Annotated in this window: 21 protein-coding genes and 1 tRNA gene; 8 read left to right on the top strand and 14 right to left on the bottom strand. The window is 53.7% G+C overall.

Going from position 1 to position 19,033, the window contains the following annotated elements; all coding sequences use genetic code 11:
- Positions 1–8 precede the first annotated feature (8 nt).
- A complete protein-coding gene (locus ACLW56_RS17205) occupies positions 9–1,670 on the bottom strand; it encodes a ShlB/FhaC/HecB family hemolysin secretion/activation protein (RefSeq protein ID WP_330984957.1) in 1,662 nt (553 codons plus the stop codon).
- Positions 1,671–2,049: 379 nt separating this feature from the next.
- Here ACLW56_RS17205 and ACLW56_RS17200 point away from each other — a divergent pair, with 379 nt between their 5' ends.
- Positions 2,050–2,349 (top strand): DUF1889 family protein, encoded by a 300-nt coding sequence (locus ACLW56_RS17200; protein ID WP_330984956.1) that lies wholly within the window; start codon positions 2,050–2,052, stop codon positions 2,347–2,349.
- Positions 2,350–2,478: 129 nt separating this feature from the next.
- Here ACLW56_RS17200 and ACLW56_RS17195 read toward each other — a convergent pair.
- Positions 2,479–2,554: transfer RNA gene (locus ACLW56_RS17195), tRNA-Ile, on the bottom strand.
- Between the two features lie 126 nt (positions 2,555–2,680).
- Between ACLW56_RS17195 and mug the strand changes: the two genes are divergently transcribed.
- The 4 genes from mug (at position 2,681) to ACLW56_RS17175 (ending at position 5,034) form a co-directional block, all read left to right on the top strand.
- Positions 2,681–3,187, top strand: coding sequence for a G/U mismatch-specific DNA glycosylase (mug, locus tag ACLW56_RS17190; protein WP_330984955.1), 507 nt, complete (start codon positions 2,681–2,683; stop codon positions 3,185–3,187).
- Between the two features lie 203 nt (positions 3,188–3,390).
- Positions 3,391–3,891, top strand: coding sequence for a hypothetical protein (locus ACLW56_RS17185; RefSeq protein WP_330984954.1), 501 nt, complete (start codon positions 3,391–3,393; stop codon positions 3,889–3,891).
- A gap of 61 nt (positions 3,892–3,952) precedes the next feature.
- On the top strand, positions 3,953–4,558 hold the full coding sequence (locus tag ACLW56_RS17180; RefSeq protein WP_330984953.1) for a protein rhiA: 606 nt from the start codon (positions 3,953–3,955) through the stop codon (positions 4,556–4,558).
- A gap of 17 nt (positions 4,559–4,575) precedes the next feature.
- Positions 4,576–5,034: a hypothetical protein gene (locus ACLW56_RS17175; RefSeq protein ID WP_330984952.1), complete on the top strand. Its 459-nt coding sequence runs from the start codon at positions 4,576–4,578 to the stop codon at positions 5,032–5,034.
- Between the two features lie 219 nt (positions 5,035–5,253).
- Here ACLW56_RS17175 and rpoD read toward each other — a convergent pair whose 3' ends face one another.
- The 3 genes from rpoD to rpsU form a co-directional block, all read right to left on the bottom strand.
- The gene (rpoD, locus tag ACLW56_RS17170; protein ID WP_330984951.1) at positions 5,254–7,098 is read right to left on the bottom strand and encodes an RNA polymerase sigma factor RpoD; all 1,845 of its coding nucleotides are present in this window, start codon (positions 7,096–7,098) and stop codon (positions 5,254–5,256) included.
- Between the two features lie 155 nt (positions 7,099–7,253).
- Positions 7,254–8,999: a DNA primase gene (gene dnaG, locus ACLW56_RS17165; protein ID WP_330984950.1), complete on the bottom strand. Its 1,746-nt coding sequence runs from the start codon at positions 8,997–8,999 to the stop codon at positions 7,254–7,256.
- A gap of 113 nt (positions 9,000–9,112) precedes the next feature.
- Positions 9,113–9,328, bottom strand: coding sequence for a 30S ribosomal protein S21 (gene rpsU / locus ACLW56_RS17160; RefSeq protein WP_001144069.1), 216 nt, complete (start codon positions 9,326–9,328; stop codon positions 9,113–9,115).
- Between the two features lie 227 nt (positions 9,329–9,555).
- Between rpsU and tsaD the strand changes: the two genes are divergently transcribed.
- Positions 9,556–10,569, top strand: a complete 1,014-nt coding sequence (tsaD, locus tag ACLW56_RS17155; RefSeq protein WP_330984949.1) for a tRNA (adenosine(37)-N6)-threonylcarbamoyltransferase complex transferase subunit TsaD — start codon at positions 9,556–9,558, stop codon at positions 10,567–10,569.
- A gap of 80 nt (positions 10,570–10,649) precedes the next feature.
- Here the strand turns inward: tsaD and ureG are convergent, their stop codons facing one another.
- The 8 genes from ureG to plsY form a co-directional block, all read right to left on the bottom strand.
- Complete coding sequence (gene ureG / locus ACLW56_RS17150) at positions 10,650–11,267, bottom strand: urease accessory protein UreG (RefSeq protein WP_330984948.1); 618 nt, start codon at positions 11,265–11,267, stop codon at positions 10,650–10,652.
- 9 nt (positions 11,268–11,276) lie between these two features.
- Complete coding sequence (locus tag ACLW56_RS17145) at positions 11,277–11,951, bottom strand: urease accessory protein UreF (RefSeq protein WP_330984947.1); 675 nt, start codon at positions 11,949–11,951, stop codon at positions 11,277–11,279.
- Positions 11,951–12,427, bottom strand: a complete 477-nt coding sequence (gene ureE, locus ACLW56_RS17140) for an urease accessory protein UreE (protein WP_330984946.1) — start codon at positions 12,425–12,427, stop codon at positions 11,951–11,953. The genes ACLW56_RS17145 and ureE overlap by 1 nt, the downstream gene beginning before the upstream one ends.
- Positions 12,428–12,436: 9 nt before the next feature.
- The gene (gene ureC, locus ACLW56_RS17135; RefSeq protein ID WP_330984945.1) at positions 12,437–14,140 is read right to left on the bottom strand and encodes an urease subunit alpha; all 1,704 of its coding nucleotides are present in this window, start codon (positions 14,138–14,140) and stop codon (positions 12,437–12,439) included.
- Complete coding sequence (locus ACLW56_RS17130) at positions 14,137–14,454, bottom strand: urease subunit beta (protein ID WP_330984943.1); 318 nt, start codon at positions 14,452–14,454, stop codon at positions 14,137–14,139. The genes ureC and ACLW56_RS17130 overlap by 4 nt, the downstream gene beginning before the upstream one ends.
- A 10-nt stretch (positions 14,455–14,464) precedes the next feature.
- Entirely contained in the window at positions 14,465–14,767 is a 303-nt protein-coding gene (locus ACLW56_RS17125; RefSeq protein ID WP_330984942.1) for an urease subunit gamma, read from the bottom strand.
- Between the two features lie 9 nt (positions 14,768–14,776).
- The gene (locus ACLW56_RS17120; RefSeq protein WP_330984941.1) at positions 14,777–15,601 is read right to left on the bottom strand and encodes an urease accessory protein UreD; all 825 of its coding nucleotides are present in this window, start codon (positions 15,599–15,601) and stop codon (positions 14,777–14,779) included.
- Between the two features lie 144 nt (positions 15,602–15,745).
- Complete coding sequence (gene plsY, locus ACLW56_RS17115) at positions 15,746–16,357, bottom strand: glycerol-3-phosphate 1-O-acyltransferase PlsY (protein WP_330984940.1); 612 nt, start codon at positions 16,355–16,357, stop codon at positions 15,746–15,748.
- A gap of 107 nt (positions 16,358–16,464) precedes the next feature.
- Between plsY and folB the strand changes: the two genes are divergently transcribed.
- Positions 16,465–16,827 carry a bifunctional dihydroneopterin aldolase/7,8-dihydroneopterin epimerase gene (gene folB / locus ACLW56_RS17110; protein ID WP_330984939.1) on the top strand — a complete coding sequence of 121 codons (363 nt, stop codon included), beginning with the start codon at positions 16,465–16,467 and terminating at the stop codon, positions 16,825–16,827.
- Between the two features lie 108 nt (positions 16,828–16,935).
- Positions 16,936–17,757 (top strand): undecaprenyl-diphosphate phosphatase, encoded by an 822-nt coding sequence (gene bacA, locus ACLW56_RS17105; RefSeq protein ID WP_330984938.1) that lies wholly within the window; start codon positions 16,936–16,938, stop codon positions 17,755–17,757.
- Here bacA and ACLW56_RS17100 read toward each other — a convergent pair.
- A complete protein-coding gene (locus tag ACLW56_RS17100; RefSeq protein ID WP_330984937.1) occupies positions 17,750–18,988 on the bottom strand; it encodes a multifunctional CCA addition/repair protein in 1,239 nt (412 codons plus the stop codon). The two genes, bacA and ACLW56_RS17100, sit on opposite strands and share 8 nt — an antisense overlap.
- Positions 18,989–19,033: the final 45 nt, after the last annotated feature.

Raw genomic sequence — 19,033 nt, 5'->3', positions numbered from 1 at the left:
ATAATCCTTTAAAACGCGACGGCAACGCGGTAGTAAATGCTGACGTGGTCTGGCCCGAGCCAGTCCGGGTAAACAAGAGGGAGCCCGACAGTGAATGAGGTCGAGACCCAACGGTTGGCGGTGCTGAGCCCGGCGGCTGTGCCCCAGAGGGTGCCTCCGGCATACGGATCGAGCCTGTCGGAGTGCAGCCAGCCGCCATCAATCGCGGCTAAGGCATTGACCTGACCGATGACCGGCAGCGTGAACAGCGTGTAGTTGAGTTCGTTACGCCAGTACGCGCCGTTGTCACCGGAGATGCTTTGTTCTTTGAATCCGCGAACCGAGCTTTCACCGCCGATGGTCATGCGCTCGCTGCCGTACAGCCGATCGGGTGTCCACTGGCCGTAAGCACTTGCCAGCCACCATAAGTTGTCGGCAACAGGGCGCTGATAGCTGGCGTTAAGGCTCCATTTGCGGAACTGGGCTTTAGGTAAATCGCCGTTCTTATTGCCGTCATTTTCGGCATCAAACCACGGCATGCCGCGGCTGAACGTTGGGTTCAGTGTCGCCACCCCGCCAAGGATTTTCTGCGTGTGATTCACGCCAAACAGCAGGCTGGTGAGCTTGCGGCTGCTGCTTTGCAGCAAAATGTCATCCAGATAATTGCGGTTGATGCGGTGGCTCAGGCCAACAGACACGCCCGTTTTGATATCGCCATTGCGGAACAGAACGTGGGAAAAATTGAAGCGGTGCGTTTCGGTGTCACCGCTGGAGCGCCAGATATAGCCATTGTTATCGATGGTGCTGAGGTAGTTGTTCCAGCTGTAGCTGTAGTCAAACAGGCTGTAGCCGTAAGGCACGCTGACACCTGCGGCAAAGTTCTGCGCATCTTTAGAATTTGAAAACGCGCTGCTGCGCCCGCCGCTGACAAACCAGCTGTCGGCCAGCCCTAACAGGTTGTTGCCCGTCAACCCGGCATTAATTTGCCCCACGCCCGTGCTTTTCTGACCGCTATTATCAACACTCACCGATCCGGAAAGAGGAAATTCCGGTGTGGCGGTCAAATTAGCAATCGACCAGCCCTGCTTGCTCCCCGGCAATATTTCAATCTGTACTGGCGTGGTGCGGGCGCGGTTAATTTGCTCCATGCCTTGTTCAATATCGCGCAGGTTAAGAATATGGCCTTCAAGCCCCGGGAACGCCATTTTCAGCTCGCGTTCCGGCGCGCCGTCCATGCGAATTTTTTCGAGTCGACCTTCCAGAATGGCTAAATGCAGTTCACCTGAGCGTAAATCTTGTTCCGTCAGAAAAGCGCGGCTGGTGATATATCCCCGGCTGATATACCAGTCGGAAACGGTATTCGTGAGTTGATTGATACGAGCCATATCCAGGCACTGATTCAGCCAGGGAGCGAGTAATTTTTGTTGCTTGCGGGCATCAATAAGCGTGACATCGTCGAGCACAATGCGATGGACAGTGAAACAAGGCCCGGAAGTTGAGGCAGGGAGTTCAGGTTGCGACGGACGAATTAACGGCGCAGCACGCTTCAGCGACTCACGCTGTTGCTGGTTCTGAAGGAGCAATTGCTGCTGCTGTTGCTCGATGCTGTTGCGATCTGCAGGTGACAACGGTGCTGCAAAGACAGATTGACTGAATACCAGTAGCACCCACAGCGGGTATAAAGCTTTCATCCCTGATCCTGTTGCTTTTAGTTATTTACGTTACGAATGCACTTAATGACATTTGTTTACATTTCTGGTTACTTTAAACACAGTTTTGGAAATGTTCAAACAACAAAAATACGAATATGGACTAATTTAGGATTTTTAATCGATTTTGGGTTGCAAAATTGGAGATTTTGGCTATATGCACTCATCGCGGATGAGCCACTCTTAGGGGTTGTGCGAAAGAGAGTAAGAGCAAACTTGCAGCTCAACATCAGTCAGTCATACTTAGTTCACATTTGAGGCATTTAGTGTGGGTTAAGTGAATAAACGCTTTGATGTTTAAGTAAAAATTGGGCGATATTATAACCCTGTACAGTGTCTGGATAATTTTAAGGATATGAATATGGCACCAGTAATCGATAAAGCATTGGACTTCATCAATGGTATGAATACTTCTGTTCCTGCTCCCCAGCCTATGGACGAAAGCACGACGAAAGGAATTTTGAAGTATCTGAAAGAGTTGGGCGAACCCGTCACTGCCGAAGATGTGATGGCCCGAGGCAGCCAGGAAGGCTGGGATGAGGGATTCACTCAGAAAGTGGCCGGCTGGGCTGACAAAATCAACGCCGGTGAGCGTCTGGTGATTAAAGATCCGGAGTACTTTTCTGCGTACATGAGAGAAGAGCTGCAGGCACTGGTCTGAGTCAGCCGTGCCCGAATGGAAAGCAAGGTGTTGACTGCCGCCACGCCATTTATGCGACATAGCGCGGTAGATAAAACAAAAAAGCCACTCTGTCGAGTGGCTTAATTATATGATTCTAAAGCTAAAATTTGGTGGCCCCTGTTGGGTTTGAACCAACGACCAAGCGATTATGAGTCGCCTGCTCTAACCACTGAGCTAAGGGGCCGTGGCGGGGAATTATAAAGGAACTCCCGAAGCCAATCCAGTAAATGTGCTGCGGGTGCTGTTTTTATAAACAATGGCTTATCAATCTCTTATACTTTCCCACTCATTCCCTCCGTCGAGTTCTGTCATGGTCAAGGATATTCTTAAGCCCGGGTTGCGGGTGGTCTTCTGTGGTATCAATCCGGGTAAGTCTTCTGCGCATCTGGGGCTGCCTTTTGCTCATCCGGCTAATCGTTTCTGGAAAGTGCTGCATTTAGCCGGGTTTACCGACCGTCAGCTTAAACCTGAAGAGGCTGAGCAGATGCTGGATTACGGTTGTGGCGTGACTAAGCTGGTTGAGCGCCCTACGGTGCAGGCCAGCGAAGTGGCGCTGCACGAGCTACGTGAAGGGGGCCGGGGGCTTATCACCAAAATGCAGGACTATCAGCCAATGGCGCTGGCCATTTTGGGGAAACAGGCGTTTGAGCAGGCGTTCAGCCAGCGTGGTGCGCAGTGGGGCAAGCAGGACGTCACAGTGGGGGATACTGAGGTGTGGATCCTGCCCAACCCGAGTGGGCTGAGCCGGATTACCCTCGATAAACTTGTTGAGGCGTATCGTGAACTTGATGACGCTTTATCCGCTCGAGGATTTTAACTTCATTGCCGTTTTAATAATAAAGTGAATGACACATGTAGCATTGCTTAAATTATCGTTAACCGCTCTTCACTATATATATGCCAAAGAAAATACGGGGGAACACTTCCTCCGTGTGCATCTCCTTTTTCATTGTTAATACTTTACCTCAGAACATGCCTCTGCAATTTTAATCGCGCAGAGAAATCCCGAATGAGGTAAGTATGAATAATAAAATAAACGATCATTTATCGCAGATATATCCACTCATTTTTTCAGGTTTACCAGCAATAAGTTCAGAAACGGAAAAAGAGCTGATTGAATTTTGTGAAAGCTATCAGCAGTACGTTCTGTCAGCGATGCCATGGGTTGCCGCTGAGATTGCCGGTCTGTGCGGCTTTGCAACGCTCTTCCGGTTGATGGACCGCCATGGCGGGCGCAAACTCTATCTCCCTAAAGAAGTCAGCCGTTTTATCCGCCTTTATGGCGTGGAGATGTCGAGAGAGCAGTATCAACGTCTTTTAAAAAGAGTGGACTCATCAGGGAATATTGAGCTTCCTTCGGCGTGGGGTGTTTTTATTTCTATCCGGCGCGCGGCTATGCAAATGGCAATGCGGGAGAATGTTCCTTCAATGGATTTAACCAGGGCATTTGGTGTCAGTATGCGAAATATAAGAATGATACGCTCATCATCGGAAAAAATGAAAGGAGGTGAATCACTCTGAGTTACGCTATTTATCATTAATGCAAAAAAACACAACATCATAAATCAATGAGGAATTAACTATGTCTCAACAATATACTTTGAAAGTGCAAAATAATACCCGCAACGTTGGCAAAATCTGCGTTTATCAGACGTTGCCTGACCTTAACGACCCTACCGTTATGTCGCTGGCCTGGTTTGCGAAAGTCGCCCATCCAACCACACATGTGCAGTTCAACTGGAATATCGATTACTCCTTCATTTGGGACGAAACCGGCCCGCTGGTCCCTGGCGTCGTCTTCGATGCTTCACAAGTCTGGCCTGCCGGGTTGACGAGCAATAACAGCGTCACGTTTTCTTCTCAGCAGCAGGCACTGACTTTTACCAACCAGCAGACCGCGGCTCGTGCAGGCACGTTGTATGTGCATAACGACGGCACCGTACCTTTTGATAAGGCGTCGGTTGGGATTGGCATGTCCGGTGCGGGCACGTTTGCCAAACCCGCTCAGCCGAATATGACCTTCAGCTTCACCCCGCATCCGGAATACTGGGTGACGTTTGGCGATTATCAGGTGGGCGAGGTGCTGGATATTGAGTCCATCACCAATGCTCAGAAAATCGTGTTCAACCCAAATGTCTACAACGTGGATGCCGTGCTGAACCTCGACAACACCTGGACCGTTAAATAACCCCTGGGGGAATGAGTATGATCATTATCGTTTGTACGGACGACCCGCGACTGGTACGCATTGCCGATGCATCGATACGCAAGGCGCCAAAAATATATGGTCTTCGCCACCAAATTTTTCGTAATGAGCTTCCAAAGCTGAGTCGCGATGAAGATCTGTTTATTATTGCTCACGGTGCATTTCAGGGGGATGAAGGCCAGCCAGTAATTGGCGATCACACTGCGGCGTTTTATCTCAGTGGCGATCAGTGTTATCTCAACATGGCTACTGTATTCCCGGAGGGATATAAGGGGCGGATTTTTGTGGATGCTTGCCAATCCGCAGATGATTCCCCGGATATCGACAGCTTTATTACCACTCTGCAAACCCAGTTCCTGGTCAATGAACAAAATGTCCAGGTGTATGGGATTAACGGGGCGAGTTCAGGGTTGATTCCGCTTCCTGACGACCCGAAATGGGTGCCTGCTCAGCTATGACGTAAAAAAAAGCCCCGATGCGATATCGGGGCTTGAGAGTGATGACAAACCTCTAACGAATGAGATCTGTCATAGGGTATCGAATAAAAAACAAGGAAAATCAATTTATTGATTTTCGGCTGATAACCACAAAGAAGGAAAAACCACGCTTTTTCCTTCTTTGTCGGCAGTCTGAAGCCCCGATGCGATATCGGGGCTTTTATCTGAACGAAGAAAAGATTAATCGTCGAGGAAGCTACGCAGCACTTCAGAACGGCTCGGGTGACGCAGTTTACGCAACGCCTTCGCTTCAATCTGACGGATACGTTCGCGGGTCACGTCGAACTGTTTACCCACTTCTTCCAGCGTGTGGTCGGTGTTCATGTCGATACCGAAACGCATACGCAGGACTTTCGCTTCACGCGCGGTCAGACCGGCCAGCACGTCGTGCGTTGCCGCACGCAGGCTTTCTGTGGTTGCAGAATCCAGCGGCAGTTCGAGGGTAGTATCCTCGATGAAATCGCCCAGATGTGAATCTTCATCGTCACCGATTGGGGTTTCCATGGAGATAGGCTCTTTGGCAATTTTCAGCACTTTGCGGATCTTGTCTTCCGGCATCAGCATGCGTTCTGCCAGTTCTTCCGGCGTTGGCTCACGGCCCATTTCCTGCAGCATCTGGCGGGAGATACGGTTGAGCTTGTTGATAGTCTCAATCATATGCACCGGAATACGGATGGTGCGCGCCTGATCCGCGATCGAACGGGTGATCGCCTGACGGATCCACCAGGTTGCGTAGGTGGAGAACTTGTAACCACGACGGTATTCGAACTTGTCTACCGCTTTCATCAGGCCGATGTTGCCTTCCTGAATCAGGTCGAGGAACTGCAGACCACGGTTGGTGTATTTCTTGGCGATAGAAATCACCAGACGTAAGTTCGCTTCAACCATCTCTTTCTTCGCACGGCGGGCTTTCGCTTCACCGATGGACATGCGACGGTTGATGTCTTTAACCTGCTCGATGGTCAGGCCGGTCTCTTCTTCAATCTGCTGCAGTTTCTGCAGGCCGCGCTGAACGTCTTCTTTTACGTCGTTCAGTTTTTCAGACCACGGCTTGTTCATTGCGACGGCGGCGTTGAACCAGGTTTCGCTGGTTTCGTTACCGGTGAACAGAGTGATGAAGTTTTTCTTCGGCATTTTGCACTGTTCAACGCACAGCTTCATGATGATACGTTCCTGAACGCGAACGCGCTCCATCATGGTACGCATGCTGTTGACCAGATAATCGAACTGTTTTGGCACCAGGCGGAACTGTTTGAAGACTTCAGACAGCTTCAGAATTTGTTCCTGAGCGGCGGCATGGCTGCGGCCTTTCGCTTTGATGGTGTCACGTGCAAGTTCGTACTGGGTACGTAGTTCGCCGAATTTTTCACGAGCCAGTTCCGGGTCGATGCTGTTGTCATCGTCGCTGGAATCGTCGTCTTCTTCTTCGTCTTCCTCTTCGTCGTCAGCCATCTCTTCCTGAGAGAGTTCAGACCCGACGTGAGTGGCGGTTGGGGCCAGATCTTCTTCGGCGTTAGGATCGACGAAACCGGTGATCAGATCGGACAGACGAGCTTCTGCCGCTTCAACGCGATCGTACTGCTCAAGCAGATAGGTGATTGCTTCCGGGTATTCAGCAACGGAGCACTGTACCTGGTTGATGCCGTCTTCGATACGCTTGGCAATATCGATTTCGCCTTCGCGGGTCAGCAGTTCAACGGTACCCATTTCGCGCATGTACATGCGCACCGGGTCGGTGGTACGTCCGATTTCAGACTCAACGCTCGACAGCACCTGTGCGGCAGCTTCTTCCGCATCTTCGTCGGTGTTGTTTGAGTTTTCAGCAAGCAACAGATCATCGGCATCCGGTGCTTCTTCCATCACCTGAATGCCCATGTCGTTGATCATCTGGATGATGTCTTCGATCTGATCGGAGTCGACGATATCTTCCGGCAGATGGTCATTGACCTCGGCATAGGTCAGATAGCCTTGCTCCTTGCCCTTGGTAACAAGAAGTTTAAGCTGTGACTGCGGGTTTTGCTCCATAAGACGGTATCCACACTTAATTCATTGATTGGTGTCGGTCGGCGAAAACAAGTTACCGACTTTTAAAGCGAGGGCCTGCTTATATTATTGCCGCTGCGCCTCGGTGCGGCCTTCGGGATCGTCCCGATTGCTATTCGGCACTTAAGCCGTTGAATTCATTTTTTGGCCAGTTCCTGGTTCAGTGTCCAGAGTTCCCGGCGTTCATCACTGCTTAACCCGTGTGTGCGGTCTCGAGCTATCAACTCTTCTTGCCGCTGGACTAACAGTGAATCGAACATATGGTTCAGTGAGTCGGTGAACGTTTTCTCAGCGATTTCCTTATCTGCTATATCGTCCCACATCGACAGTTTTTCAAGGGTAGCGGCTTCATTTGTGCCGCGATACTGCTCCAGAAGCTGGCCGGTTGTCAGTCCGGGTTGTGACAGACAAGTGTTGACCAGTTCAGAAAATAAGCCAAGTCCGGGCAGCTTTTTCGGATCAAGCCCGGTCAGGGGTGGAACCAGAGCGCCAAGCTCGGGGTTTTGCACCAGTAACCCTATCAGTATACGCATGGTCGTGCGTTTTAGCTGTGGAGCAGGGCGGGCGGTGCCATTTTCTGCCTGTTTTGGCATTAAACGCTCAAGCTGGGCATCATCAAGAATGCCGAGCTTTTTCCCTAACTCCTGACGCAAATAGATGCGCAGCGTTTCGCCAGGAACCTGAGTAATCAGCGGCAGCGCCAGCGTACTGAGCTGTGCTCGCCCGTCCGGGCTACTCAAATCGACCTGTGGCATCAGGCTGTTAAACAAAAACGTGGAGAGCGGCTGTGCCTGCTCCATCCTCGCTTCGAACGCCGCTTTGCCTTCTTTGCGCACCAGCGTATCCGGATCTTCGCCATCCGGCAGAAACATAAAGCGCAACTGACGACCGTCGGTCATGTATGGCAGCGCGGTTTCCAGGGCGCGCCATGCGGCGTCTCGTCCTGCGCGGTCTCCGTCGTAACAACAGATAACGTTGTTCGTCACCCGAAACAGCAGCTGAATGTGATCGGCCGTGGTCGAGGTACCCAGTGACGCAACGGCATAGTTGATGTCGTATTGCGCCAGTGCCACCACATCCATATAGCCTTCGACCACCAGCAGACGCTGCGGTTCAGCTTCGCTTTGTTGCGCTTCATAAAGGCCGTAAAGCTGGCGGCCTTTATGGAAAATATCGGTTTCCGGGGAGTTGAGGTACTTTGGCAGGGCATCGCCCAGCACACGCCCGCCAAACCCAATCACCCGGCCACGTTTATCGCGAATGGGGAACATCACTCGTTCGCGGAAACGATCGTAACTGCGTCCCTGATCGTTAGTGACTAACATGCCTGCGTCGGTCAGTGATTGCTGATTTTCGCGGTTGTTGCCAAAACGCTTTAATACGTTGTCCCAGCCTGGCGGCGCATAGCCAATCGCAAAACGGGCGATGACTTCGCTGCTCAAACCGCGTTTCGTCAGATACTGACGCGCAGGGGCTGCGGTGGGTTGATTCAGGGATTGCTGATAAAACGTGCTCAGGCCTTCCATTAACTGATAGAGACTTTGCCGCTGATGGCGTTCTATCTGGGTGGGGCCGGAGCCTGCTTCGTACGGCACTTCAAGGTTGTGCATGGCCGCCAGTTCTTCGACGGTTTCCACAAACTCGAGCTTGTCGTAGTTCATCAGAAAGTCGACGGCGTTACCGTGCGCACCACAGCCGAAGCAGTGGTAAAACTGTTTCTCACCGTTGACGGTGAACGAAGGCGTTTTTTCGTTATGGAAGGGACAACACGCGTGATAATTTTTGCCCTGCTTTTTCAGCTTAACCCGTGCATCGATAAGATCGACGATGTCCGTTCTAGCCAGCAAGTCATTGATAAAGACACGTGGGATACGTCCAGCCATAAGCCTCGTTATTTATCAGTTTTATAAACGAAAATAAGCCGCGCATTCCTTCCGGAAGCACGGCCTTTACAGCTTAAACTCGGTCTGGATTGAGAGCGTGCGCTCTCAACAGATTAGTACAGACGAGTGCGGCGTGCGTTTTCGCGAGCCAGTTTCTTCGCGTGACGTTTCACAGCAGAAGCTTTAGCGCGCTTACGTTCGGTCGTTGGTTTTTCATAGAACTCACGACGACGAACTTCCGCCAGAACACCTGCTTTTTCACAGGAACGCTTGAAGCGACGCAGTGCTACGTCGAACGGCTCGTTTTCACGTACTTTAATTACCGGCATGTAACTCTCACCTTTGATAAATTCGGTTTGCCGCTGGCATCAACGCCAGCTTATTTCAAAATGGTGCGGAATTTTACTGCAACTCCTGCTGCTTTGTAAAGCACCAATGCCGTTTTTGAACGGGACTTTTGTAAGGGGGAAGAGTATACACGAAGTCACCCCTCAGGGTATACATCGACCCGCATTCGCCCTACACTGCGCGGTATTGAAACGAGGTAAAAGCAAACATGCGTGTACTGGGAATCGAAACATCCTGTGATGAAACTGGCATCGCCATTTACGACGATGTAAACGGATTGTTAGCCAACCAATTGTATAGTCAGGTGAAACTGCACGCTGACTACGGCGGCGTTGTGCCAGAACTGGCCTCCCGCGACCATGTGCGGAAAACCGTTCCGCTGATTCAGGCTGCCCTGAAAGAAGCAAATTTAACGGCGCAAGATATTGATGCTGTCGCCTACACCGCGGGCCCTGGCCTGGTTGGCGCGCTGCTGGTTGGCGCAACGGTAGGGCGTTCTCTTGCGTTCGCCTGGAACGTGCCTGCGATTCCGGTTCACCATATGGAAGGCCATTTACTGGCTCCGATGCTGGAAGATAACCCGCCGGAATTCCCATTTGTAGCGCTGCTGGTCTCCGGCGGCCACACTCAGCTTATCAGCGTGACGGGTATTGGCGAATATGAACTGCTCGGCGAATCTATCGACGATGCCGCCGGGGAAGCGTTCGATAAAACAGCCAAACTGCTGGGGCTTGATTATCCTGGCGGCCCAATGCTGTCGAAAATGGCTTCGCAAGGGGCGGAAGGGCGCTTTGTCTTCCCACGTCCGATGACGGACCGTCCAGGTCTGGACTTCAGTTTCTCCGGCCTGAAGACCTTCGCAGCCAACACCATTCGTTCAAATGGCACTGACGATCAGACTCGCGCTGATATCGCGCGTGCGTTTGAAGATGCTGTCGTGGATACGCTGATGATCAAGTGCCGTCGTGCGTTAGATCAGACTGGCTTTAAGCGTCTGGTGATGGCCGGTGGCGTAAGCGCTAACCGCACGCTGCGCGCAAAACTTGCCGAGATGATGCATAAGCGTAAAGGCGAAGTGTTTTATGCACGTCCGGAATTTTGCACCGATAACGGCGCGATGATTGCCTACGCGGGCATGGTTCGTCTCAAAACCGGCGAAAACGCGGGCCTCGGCGTCACCGTGCGTCCTCGCTGGCCGCTGGCTGAGTTGCCTGCTGCGTAATTATTGCCGGGCGGCACTTCGTTTGCACCGGCCTACGGTTTTGTAGGCACGGTAAGCGAAGTGTCACCGGGCAACACAAATTACCCCTTCAGCATCCCTTTATCTTCCAGAAACGCAATAATCGCAGGTAAGCCTTCGCCCGCTTTCAGGTTGCTGAAAGTCCACGGTTTGTCGCCGCGCATGCGATTTGTGTCGCGTTCCATTACTTCAAGCGAAGCGCCCACGTAAGGTGCCAGGTCGGTTTTATTGATCACCAGAAAATCAGATTTAGTGATCCCCGGGCCGCCTTTGCGCGGGATCTTTTCCCCTTCGGCTACGTCGATCACGTAGATCGTCAGATCCGCCAGTTCCGGGCTGAAGGTAGCACTCAGGTTGTCGCCGCCACTTTCCACGAAGATCAGATCCAGATTGCCGAATTTCTCGCTAAGTGCTTCGACTGCCGCCAGATTCATCGAGGCATCTTCACGGATGGCGGTGTGAGGGCAGCCTCCCGTTTCGACACCGACGATACGCTCCGGCGCCAGTGCGCCCGCTTCGGTAAGGATGCGTTGATCTTCTTTGGTGTAGATATCGTTGGTCACAACTGCCAGGTGATACGTGTCACGCATTGCTTTACACAGTGCTTCCAGCAGGGCGGTTTTACCGGAGCCCACCGGGCCGCCGACGCCCACGCGCAGCGGATGTTTATAGATTGCCATACCTTCTCCTCAGGAACGGAACAGTCGGGAATATTGGGTTTCGTGACGCGCCGAAGCGATAGCCGCCAGCGGCGTCGCGGAACCAATGTGTTCATCGGGGCAATTCAGCCCTCGCTCGATGCCTGCGGCGTAATGCTCGCAGAGCGTCATAATCAATTTTTGCGCGGCCTGCTGCCCAAATGGCACCAGCTTGACGCCAGCCATCACCGCGCTTTCAATCCAGCTGTAGCCGAGGGTTAAAGCCAGCTCGGGCAAATCGATTTTCCAGCGCACGCCGAGCCACGCCATGCCGCAAAGTTGGCTTTGGTTAAACAAAGATCGCCACTCCTGTGGACATTCCGGCTGCCAGTCGTACAGCAGGCGGGTGAATGCCTGCCCGCGATTGCGTTCTTCTTCACGCAGCTCGCGCGTTTCGCGGCAGGCCAGAAGCCATGCCGTCCAGCGCATTGCGGCTTCCGCATCGTCTTTCTCCCACGCGTGGTACAGCCTGGAAAACAACGGCAAATCTACATGGAAAAAGCTGTGTTCCATCTGCTGCGTCTGCCAGTGGGCAAAGGCTGCGGTGTCTTTCACCCAGCCCGCTTCAACCGCCCATTCCAGCCCTTGTGACCAACTGTAGCCGCCGACGGGCAGGTTGCTGCTGGCGAGCTGCAACAAACGCAACTTTTGCGTGGTGCTGATCATCAGTGGCTGTGCGAATGATCGTGTGAATGATGATGGTGATGCCCCTGCGCTTCGCTGGTGTAGGCCCCGGCTTCTGGCTCGAAAGGTAACTGCGCGAAGCTCACTTCTAGCCCGAACTGGCGCAGCATATCGTCCAGCACGTGGTCGTGGTGATAACGCAGTTCACCCGGCATGATTTGCAGTGGCACGTGGCGATTACCGAGGTGGTAACAGGCTTTGGCTAGCTGGAACGGATCATCACAGCGCACTACGGAGACGCCCTCATCGGCGGCTATTACCGCAATAAACTCGTGTCCGTCTTCGCTGCAAAGAATGTCGCCGCCTCTCAGCAGCAGGCCGCGTGGAAGCATCAGGCCTGCTTCACGACCATCGCTGAGCGTGACTTTGGCGCGGCTTTTCACTCGCACGTCGATGGTGAGCGTCACGCTGGCCGTGAAGTGATGGGCGTTATCCACCCGGTGAGTCAGATACAGCATTGTCGCTCCTTAAAACAGAAAATAGCGTTGTGCCATCGGCAGCACATCCGCGGGTTCGCTGGTAATGAGTTGCCCGTCGACGCGCACTTCATAGGTCTGTGCATCGACGGTGATATCAGGCTGCAGGCTGTTGTGGATCATGTCGGCTTTTTTGACCGTTCGGCAGCCTTTCACCCCCGCTATCTGGCTCTTCAGCCCAAGCTGTTGAGGGACGTTGTTATCGATAGCGGCTTGAGAGAGAAACGTCAGGCGGCAGTGATGTCGGGCCGCGCCAAGTGCGCCAAACATCGGGCGATAGTGCACGGGCTGCGGTGTCGGAATGGAGGCGTTGATATCGCCCATTGGTGCCATAACAATCATCCCGCCTTTGACGATCGCCGCGGGTTTGACCCCAAAAAAGGCTGGCGACCAGAGCACTAAATCAGCCAGTTTTCCCGTTTCTATCGACCCAACTTCATGAGCGATACCGTGCGTCAGCGCCGGGTTGATGGTGTATTTGGCGATATAACGTTTCACGCGGAAGTTATCGTTCTCGCCTTGCTCTTCCTCCAGCGCGCCACGCTGAACTTTCATGCGGTGCGCCACTTGCCAGGTGCGAAGAATGACTTCCCCGACGCGACCCATGGCCTGTGAATCCGAAGAGGTGAGCGAGAACGCGCCGATGTCATGCAGGACGTCTTCTGCGGCAATGGTTTCACGACGAATACGCGATTCGGCAAATGCTACATCTTCAGCGATATCCGGCGACAGGTGGTGGCAAACCATCAGCATATCGAGATGCTCGTCGAGGGTATTAACGGTGTACGGCAGCGTCGGGTTGGTGGAAGAGGGCAAAATATTCGGCCGCGAACAGGCGGTGATAATATCCGGTGCATGGCCGCCGCCCGCGCCTTCCGTGTGGAAGGTGTGAATGGTGCGATCGCCAATGGCGGCCAGCGTGTCTTCCACAAAGCCAGCCTCGTTGAGGGTGTCGCTGTGCAGCGCGACCTGAATATCCATTTCCTCTGCCACCGTCAGCGAACAGTCGATTGCCGCGGGCGTTGAGCCCCAGTCTTCATGAATTTTCAGGCCAACGACGCCTGCTGCGACTTGTTCACGTAAAGCATCAGGATTTGAGCCGTTGCCTTTGCCGAGCAGGCCGATGTTGACGGGCAACGAATCAATCGCCTGAAGCATCCGGCTGATATACCACGGGCCAGGCGTGCAGGTGGTTGCGTTGGTGCCTGCCGCCGGGCCAGTGCCGCCGCCGATCATGGTTGTGACTCCGGAAACTAAAGCTTCTTCGGCCTGCTGTGGGCAGATCCAGTGAATGTGGGTGTCGATCCCACCCGCGGTGACGATCTTCCCTTCGGCGGCGATCACTTCTGTGCCAGCGCCAATCGGGATCGTCACGTTGGGTTGGATATCCGGGTTGCCCGCTTTGCCGACGGCGAAGATCCTGCCGTCTTTCACGCCGATATCGGCTTTAACGATCCCCCAGTGATCGACAATCAGCGCGTTGGTCAGCACCAGATCCACGCAGGCGTCGGCGGTCATCTGGCCCTGACCCATGCCGTCGCGGATAACCTTGCCGCCACCAAATTTCACCTCTTCGCCGTAAGTGGTCAGATCGTCTTCCACTTCAATCCATAGCTCGGTATCGGCAAGCCGCACTTTATCGCCGGTTGTCGGGCCGAACATGTCCGCATAGGCCTGGCGGGAAATCTCGCTCATGGTTTTGCCTCCAGCTCGCCCATGACCTCGCCACGAAAGCCGAAAATGCGTTTGTTGCCTGCTACTGCGACCAGCTCGACCTCACGTTTTTGCCCTGGCTCGAAGCGCACGGCGGTGCCTGCCGGAATATTCAGGCGATAGCCCTTACAGGCTTCGCGATCGAATTTCAGCGCGGGGTTAACCTCGTAAAAGTGATAGTGCGATCCCACCTGAATCGGCCTGTCGCCGTGGTTTTCGACGATCGTTTTTCGCGTTTCTCGCCCTGAGTTCATCGCAATGCTGCCGCTCTGGATCTTGTATTCACCGGGGATCATGAAAGCCTCTTCAGATTATCGGGTTATGAACGGTGACTAGTTTGGAGCCATCCGGAAACGTGGCTTCAACCTGAATATCCGGGATCATCTCTGGCACGCCTTCCATCACCTGATCGCGGGTTAAGACATGGCGGCCGTCTTCCATCAGCGAAGCCACGCTTTTCCCGTCGCGGGCACCTTCCATGATGAAGGCGCTGATCAGGGCCACGGACTCGGGGTAGTTGAGTCGCAGGCCACGGGCCAGGCGGCGCTCGGCCACCAGCGCGGCGGTAAATAACAGCAATTTATCTTTTTCTCTTGGCGTCAGTTCCATAGCGGTCTCTCAGGTCTGCCAGATTCGGGGTAACACAGGGGATTTGTTGAGCAACTGCGGGCGCAGGTATTGCCAGATTTCTCGCATCGCGCGTTGGCAGATAATGTTGTCGTGCGATAAAAAGCGCACCGTCAGCAGGTTGTCGGTCAACGTTGCCCCGGCATAAAAATTCAGCGGAGTTAACAACTCGCGAACGCCTTCCAGCATATTTTCAGTTGCCGGATAGAACAGCAGGTTACCGACCCAGGGTTGTGCTGCCACCGCGCTGAGATCGCTGTCGGCAAGGTGCAGGCGTTCCATCAGCAGCGGCATTCCGCTTTTCCAGACTTCAAGGCGGCTGGAAATTTCACCTTGCCCGAAAGCTTCACCCATCACTGGCCGCCCGAGGCAAAACAATTCCCAGGCCAGCAGCTGCGAGCGCTCATGTAGATGGAACACGGTGTGAAGCTGGGCACGGGCTGCGGGGAAGAAAATGGTGTCCTGCGGCAGCCATTCGAGAATCGCATTTTCCGCAAGGTCAAAACGCTGGCTGAGCCGCGCCTGCGGGCCGTGGCTGCGGTAAAACTTACTGGCGCCGGGCATGGTGATCAGCGCGTGGCTGTTAGGTTCCAGGGTGACGTTGATATCCAGTTCATCGCCGCCGACTATGCCGCCGGGGGGATGCAGCAGATAAAGATGGCAGGTGTTTTCTTCGGGATAAAAAGGGCGCTGAACGGTCAACGGACCCGAATGGCGAGCAGAGGCCAGCACCGTTTTTTCCGGCGTATGGCGGAACTGTAAGGCGAGCGTGGCATGCCAGCCTTTTTTGTCACTCTCCAGTCCTGCGCCAGACAAAGCGGCACCTCTGCAATTGCGTGATTAATCAGACGCTAATGAGTATGGATCAGCAGAGGAATTTGCAGGTCATAGGAAAGGCTTATGATGTTAAGTCAATGTAATAATTGATGTCGCCGCCCATTGGACGGCGAGGAGAAGGGCTTAGTCCTGCGGTTTATTTTTTCTCAGGCGGGTCCAGATTTTGGTTTCTTGCCGACGCCACAGGCGCTGAATGTTGTCATGGTGGCGCAGTAAGATAAGGCAGGAAAGCATCGACACCGGGAAGGTGTACTGCGGCATAAACCACCAGACGTAAAACGGCGCAACCAGCGCACTGACTATCGCCCCAAGCGAGGAATAGCCGCTCAGCAAAATAGTTAAAAGCCAGGTGCCAGCCATCACGCCGGTGAGATCCCAGCCAATCGGTGCGATGGCACCAAAGGCAGTGGCAACCCCTTTACCGCCGCGAAAACCAAAGAAGACCGGCCAGATGTGACCGAGACAAGCGGCGATGGCGACCATCCCGAGCCAGAACGGGGTAAACCCCAAAGCCCAGGCGCCCCACGTCGGCAACATGCCTTTGAGGATGTCGAAGATCAGTACAGCTACGGCTGCTCCCTTGCCGCCAATTCGTAAAACGTTGGTCGCTCCGGGGTTACCAGAGCCGCTTTCACGGGGATCAGGCAGACCCGCGAGGCGACAGACCAGAATGGCGCTGGAAATTGAGCCGCAAAGGTAGGCGAGGAAGACCATTCCAGGCGCGATTGCACTCATAACGCTGTTCCGTTTTGAAAATGTATCGGTATTCTCTTCATCTGTGGATAATACGCATATTTTGCCGGAAGTGGTATCCGGCGCGGGCAAAAAGCAGGCAGGGCGTGATGGATATTGTATTTATAGAGCAACTTTCGACAATCACCACCATTGGTGTTTACGACTGGGAACAGACCATTGAACAGAAGCTGGTGTTCGATATCGAAATGGCGTGGGACAACCGGAAATCGGCCGTCAGCGACAACGTTGAAGATTGCCTGAGCTATGCCGATATCAGCGAAGCAGTGATCGCTCACGTAGAAGGCGGGAAATTCGCACTGGTGGAGCGTGTTGCGGAAGAGGTCGCTCAGCTCTTACTGACGCGTTTTAACTCACCGTGGGTGCGCATCAAACTGAGCAAACCTGGCGCTGTGGCACGAGCGGCAAACGTGGGGGTGATCATCGAGCGTGGCACAATTCCGAAAGGATAAGTTTAGATTCATCATCGTTAAACGAAACACCGATAGATATGTCTTAATGCTGACGTAGAGTTAGCTGTCTTATTTTTCATTTTTTTCTTTACTTTAAGGGTTTATTTGATGAGCGATATGCACTCGCTGCTGGTAGCGGCTATCCTGGGTGTTGTCGAAGGACTGACAGAATTTTTGCCGGTGTCCAGCACGGGCCACATGATTATCGTGGGCCATCTGCTGGGGTTTGAGGGAGAGACGGCGAAAACCTTCGAAGTGGTTATCCAGTTAGGGTCGATTCTGGCCGTGGTCGTGATGTTCTGGCGTCGGCTGTTTGGCCTGATTGGCATTCACTTCGGCCGCCCGCCGGTACATGAAGGCGAAGGCAGCGGGCGTCTGTCTCTGATTCACGTTTTGCTGGCGATGATCCCGGCCGTGGTGCTTGGGCTTGTGTTACACGATGCCATCAAGGCACTGTTTAACCCGGTGAACGTGATGTATGCGCTGGTGGTCGGCGGCGTGTTGCTGATTGCGGCGGAAGTGTTTAAGCCAAAACAGCCACGCGCAATGGGCCTGGACGATATGACCTATGGCCAGGCGTTTGCGATTGGCTGTTTCCAGTGTCTGGCGTTGTGGCCGGGTTTCTCCCGCTCCGGGTCAACCATTGCGGGCGGGATGCTGATTGGCGTGAGCCGTTATGCTGCGGCAGAGTTTTCTTTCCTGCTGGCGGTGCCGATGATGATGGGCGCGACTGCGCTCGATCTCTACAAAAGCATCGGCTTCCTGACCACCTCAGATATTCCGATGTTTGCTGTCGGCTTTATCACGGCGTTCGTGGTAGCGCTGTTTGCGATTAAAACCTTCCTGCACATCATCAAACGCATCACCTTTATCCCGTTTGCTATCTATCGCTTCATTGTGGCGGCAGCGGTTTACGCGGTGTTCATGTAACCTGCGGACAGCGTTTTTCTTTCCACTGCGCGACGGCTTCGATACGGCGTCGCGTCAGTTCCTCCCTGACTTCCGGCCCTTTAAATCCTGCCTCGATGACCGGTTTGGTCGGCACGGATTTTGCAACGATCCACGCTTCACGCAGTAAACGCCCTTGCGGATAATCACAGGCTTCGAACGTGGTACGCCCACGCACGTCGGCTTCGCTGGTGAGGGCGATTTGCTCCACACGCTGCGGCTTGCGCCACGCATCAATCGAATCAAACAGCTTCACGATGGTTGCCGGTTTAAGAATGGGCATGGTGTGGATGAGGTCGTGAAATTCCGCGACCAGCTTGGCCAGATCTCGCATTTCATTCGGCACGCGTAAACGAGCGCACAATTGCTCGACGAGTTTCACCCCTGCCGGGCCGTGGCCGTGATGGCGAGGCCAGAACTCTTTTGGCGTAAGCCCTTTGCCCAGGTCGTGGCAAAGCGTTGCGAAACGGACATCCAGTGCAGGCGAAAGCATCGCAGCCATCGTCAGCGTCATCAGCGTATGCACGCCAGTGTCGATTTCAGGGTGCCACTTCGCCGGAGCAGGCACGCCGTACAGCGCATCAATTTCCGGGAACAGGACCTTTAACGCGCCGCAGTCGCGCAGCGTCTGGAAATAGACCTGAGGATTGCGGGTGCCAAGTGCGTTCTCGGTTTCCTTCCAGACGCGCTCCGGCGTGAGATGTTCAAGCTCGCCTGCCGCCGTCATTTCACGCATCAACGCCATGGTTTCATCGGCAATGCGGAAGCTCAGGTGAGCGTAACGAGCGGCAAAGCGCGCCACGCGCAGCACGCGTAAAGGATCTTCACTGAAGGCAGGGGAAACATGGCGAAGCAGACGGTTTTTCAGATCGTTCTGACCGTGGTACGGATCGATAATCGTGCCGTCTTCGCTTTGCGCGAGGGCGTTAACCGTCAGGTCACGGCGCAGTAAATCTTGTTCAAGGGTGACATCAGGAGCGGCATAACAAGTGAAGCCGGTATAACCGGAGCCGGATTTTCGCTCGGTACGCGCAAGGGCATATTCTTCGTGGCTTTCAGGATGGAGAAAAACAGGAAAATCGCGACCTACCTGCTGGTAGCCCGCGTCGAGCATCTGCTGGGGTGTGGCACCGACAACCACCCAATCTTTGTCTTTGACCGGCAGGCCTAACAACGCATCACGAACCGCACCACCGACCAGATATGTCTTCACGCCACACAACCCCTCTCACTTTGATTATCGGAAGATAATACGTAA

Origin of the sequence: Pantoea sp. sgz302252, assembly GCF_047713085.1 — a bacterium.
Classification (GTDB): domain Bacteria; phylum Pseudomonadota; class Gammaproteobacteria; order Enterobacterales; family Enterobacteriaceae; genus Scandinavium.
The sequence above is the reverse complement of the archived record's forward strand: the minus strand, read 5'-3'. Positions and strand labels throughout refer to the sequence as shown.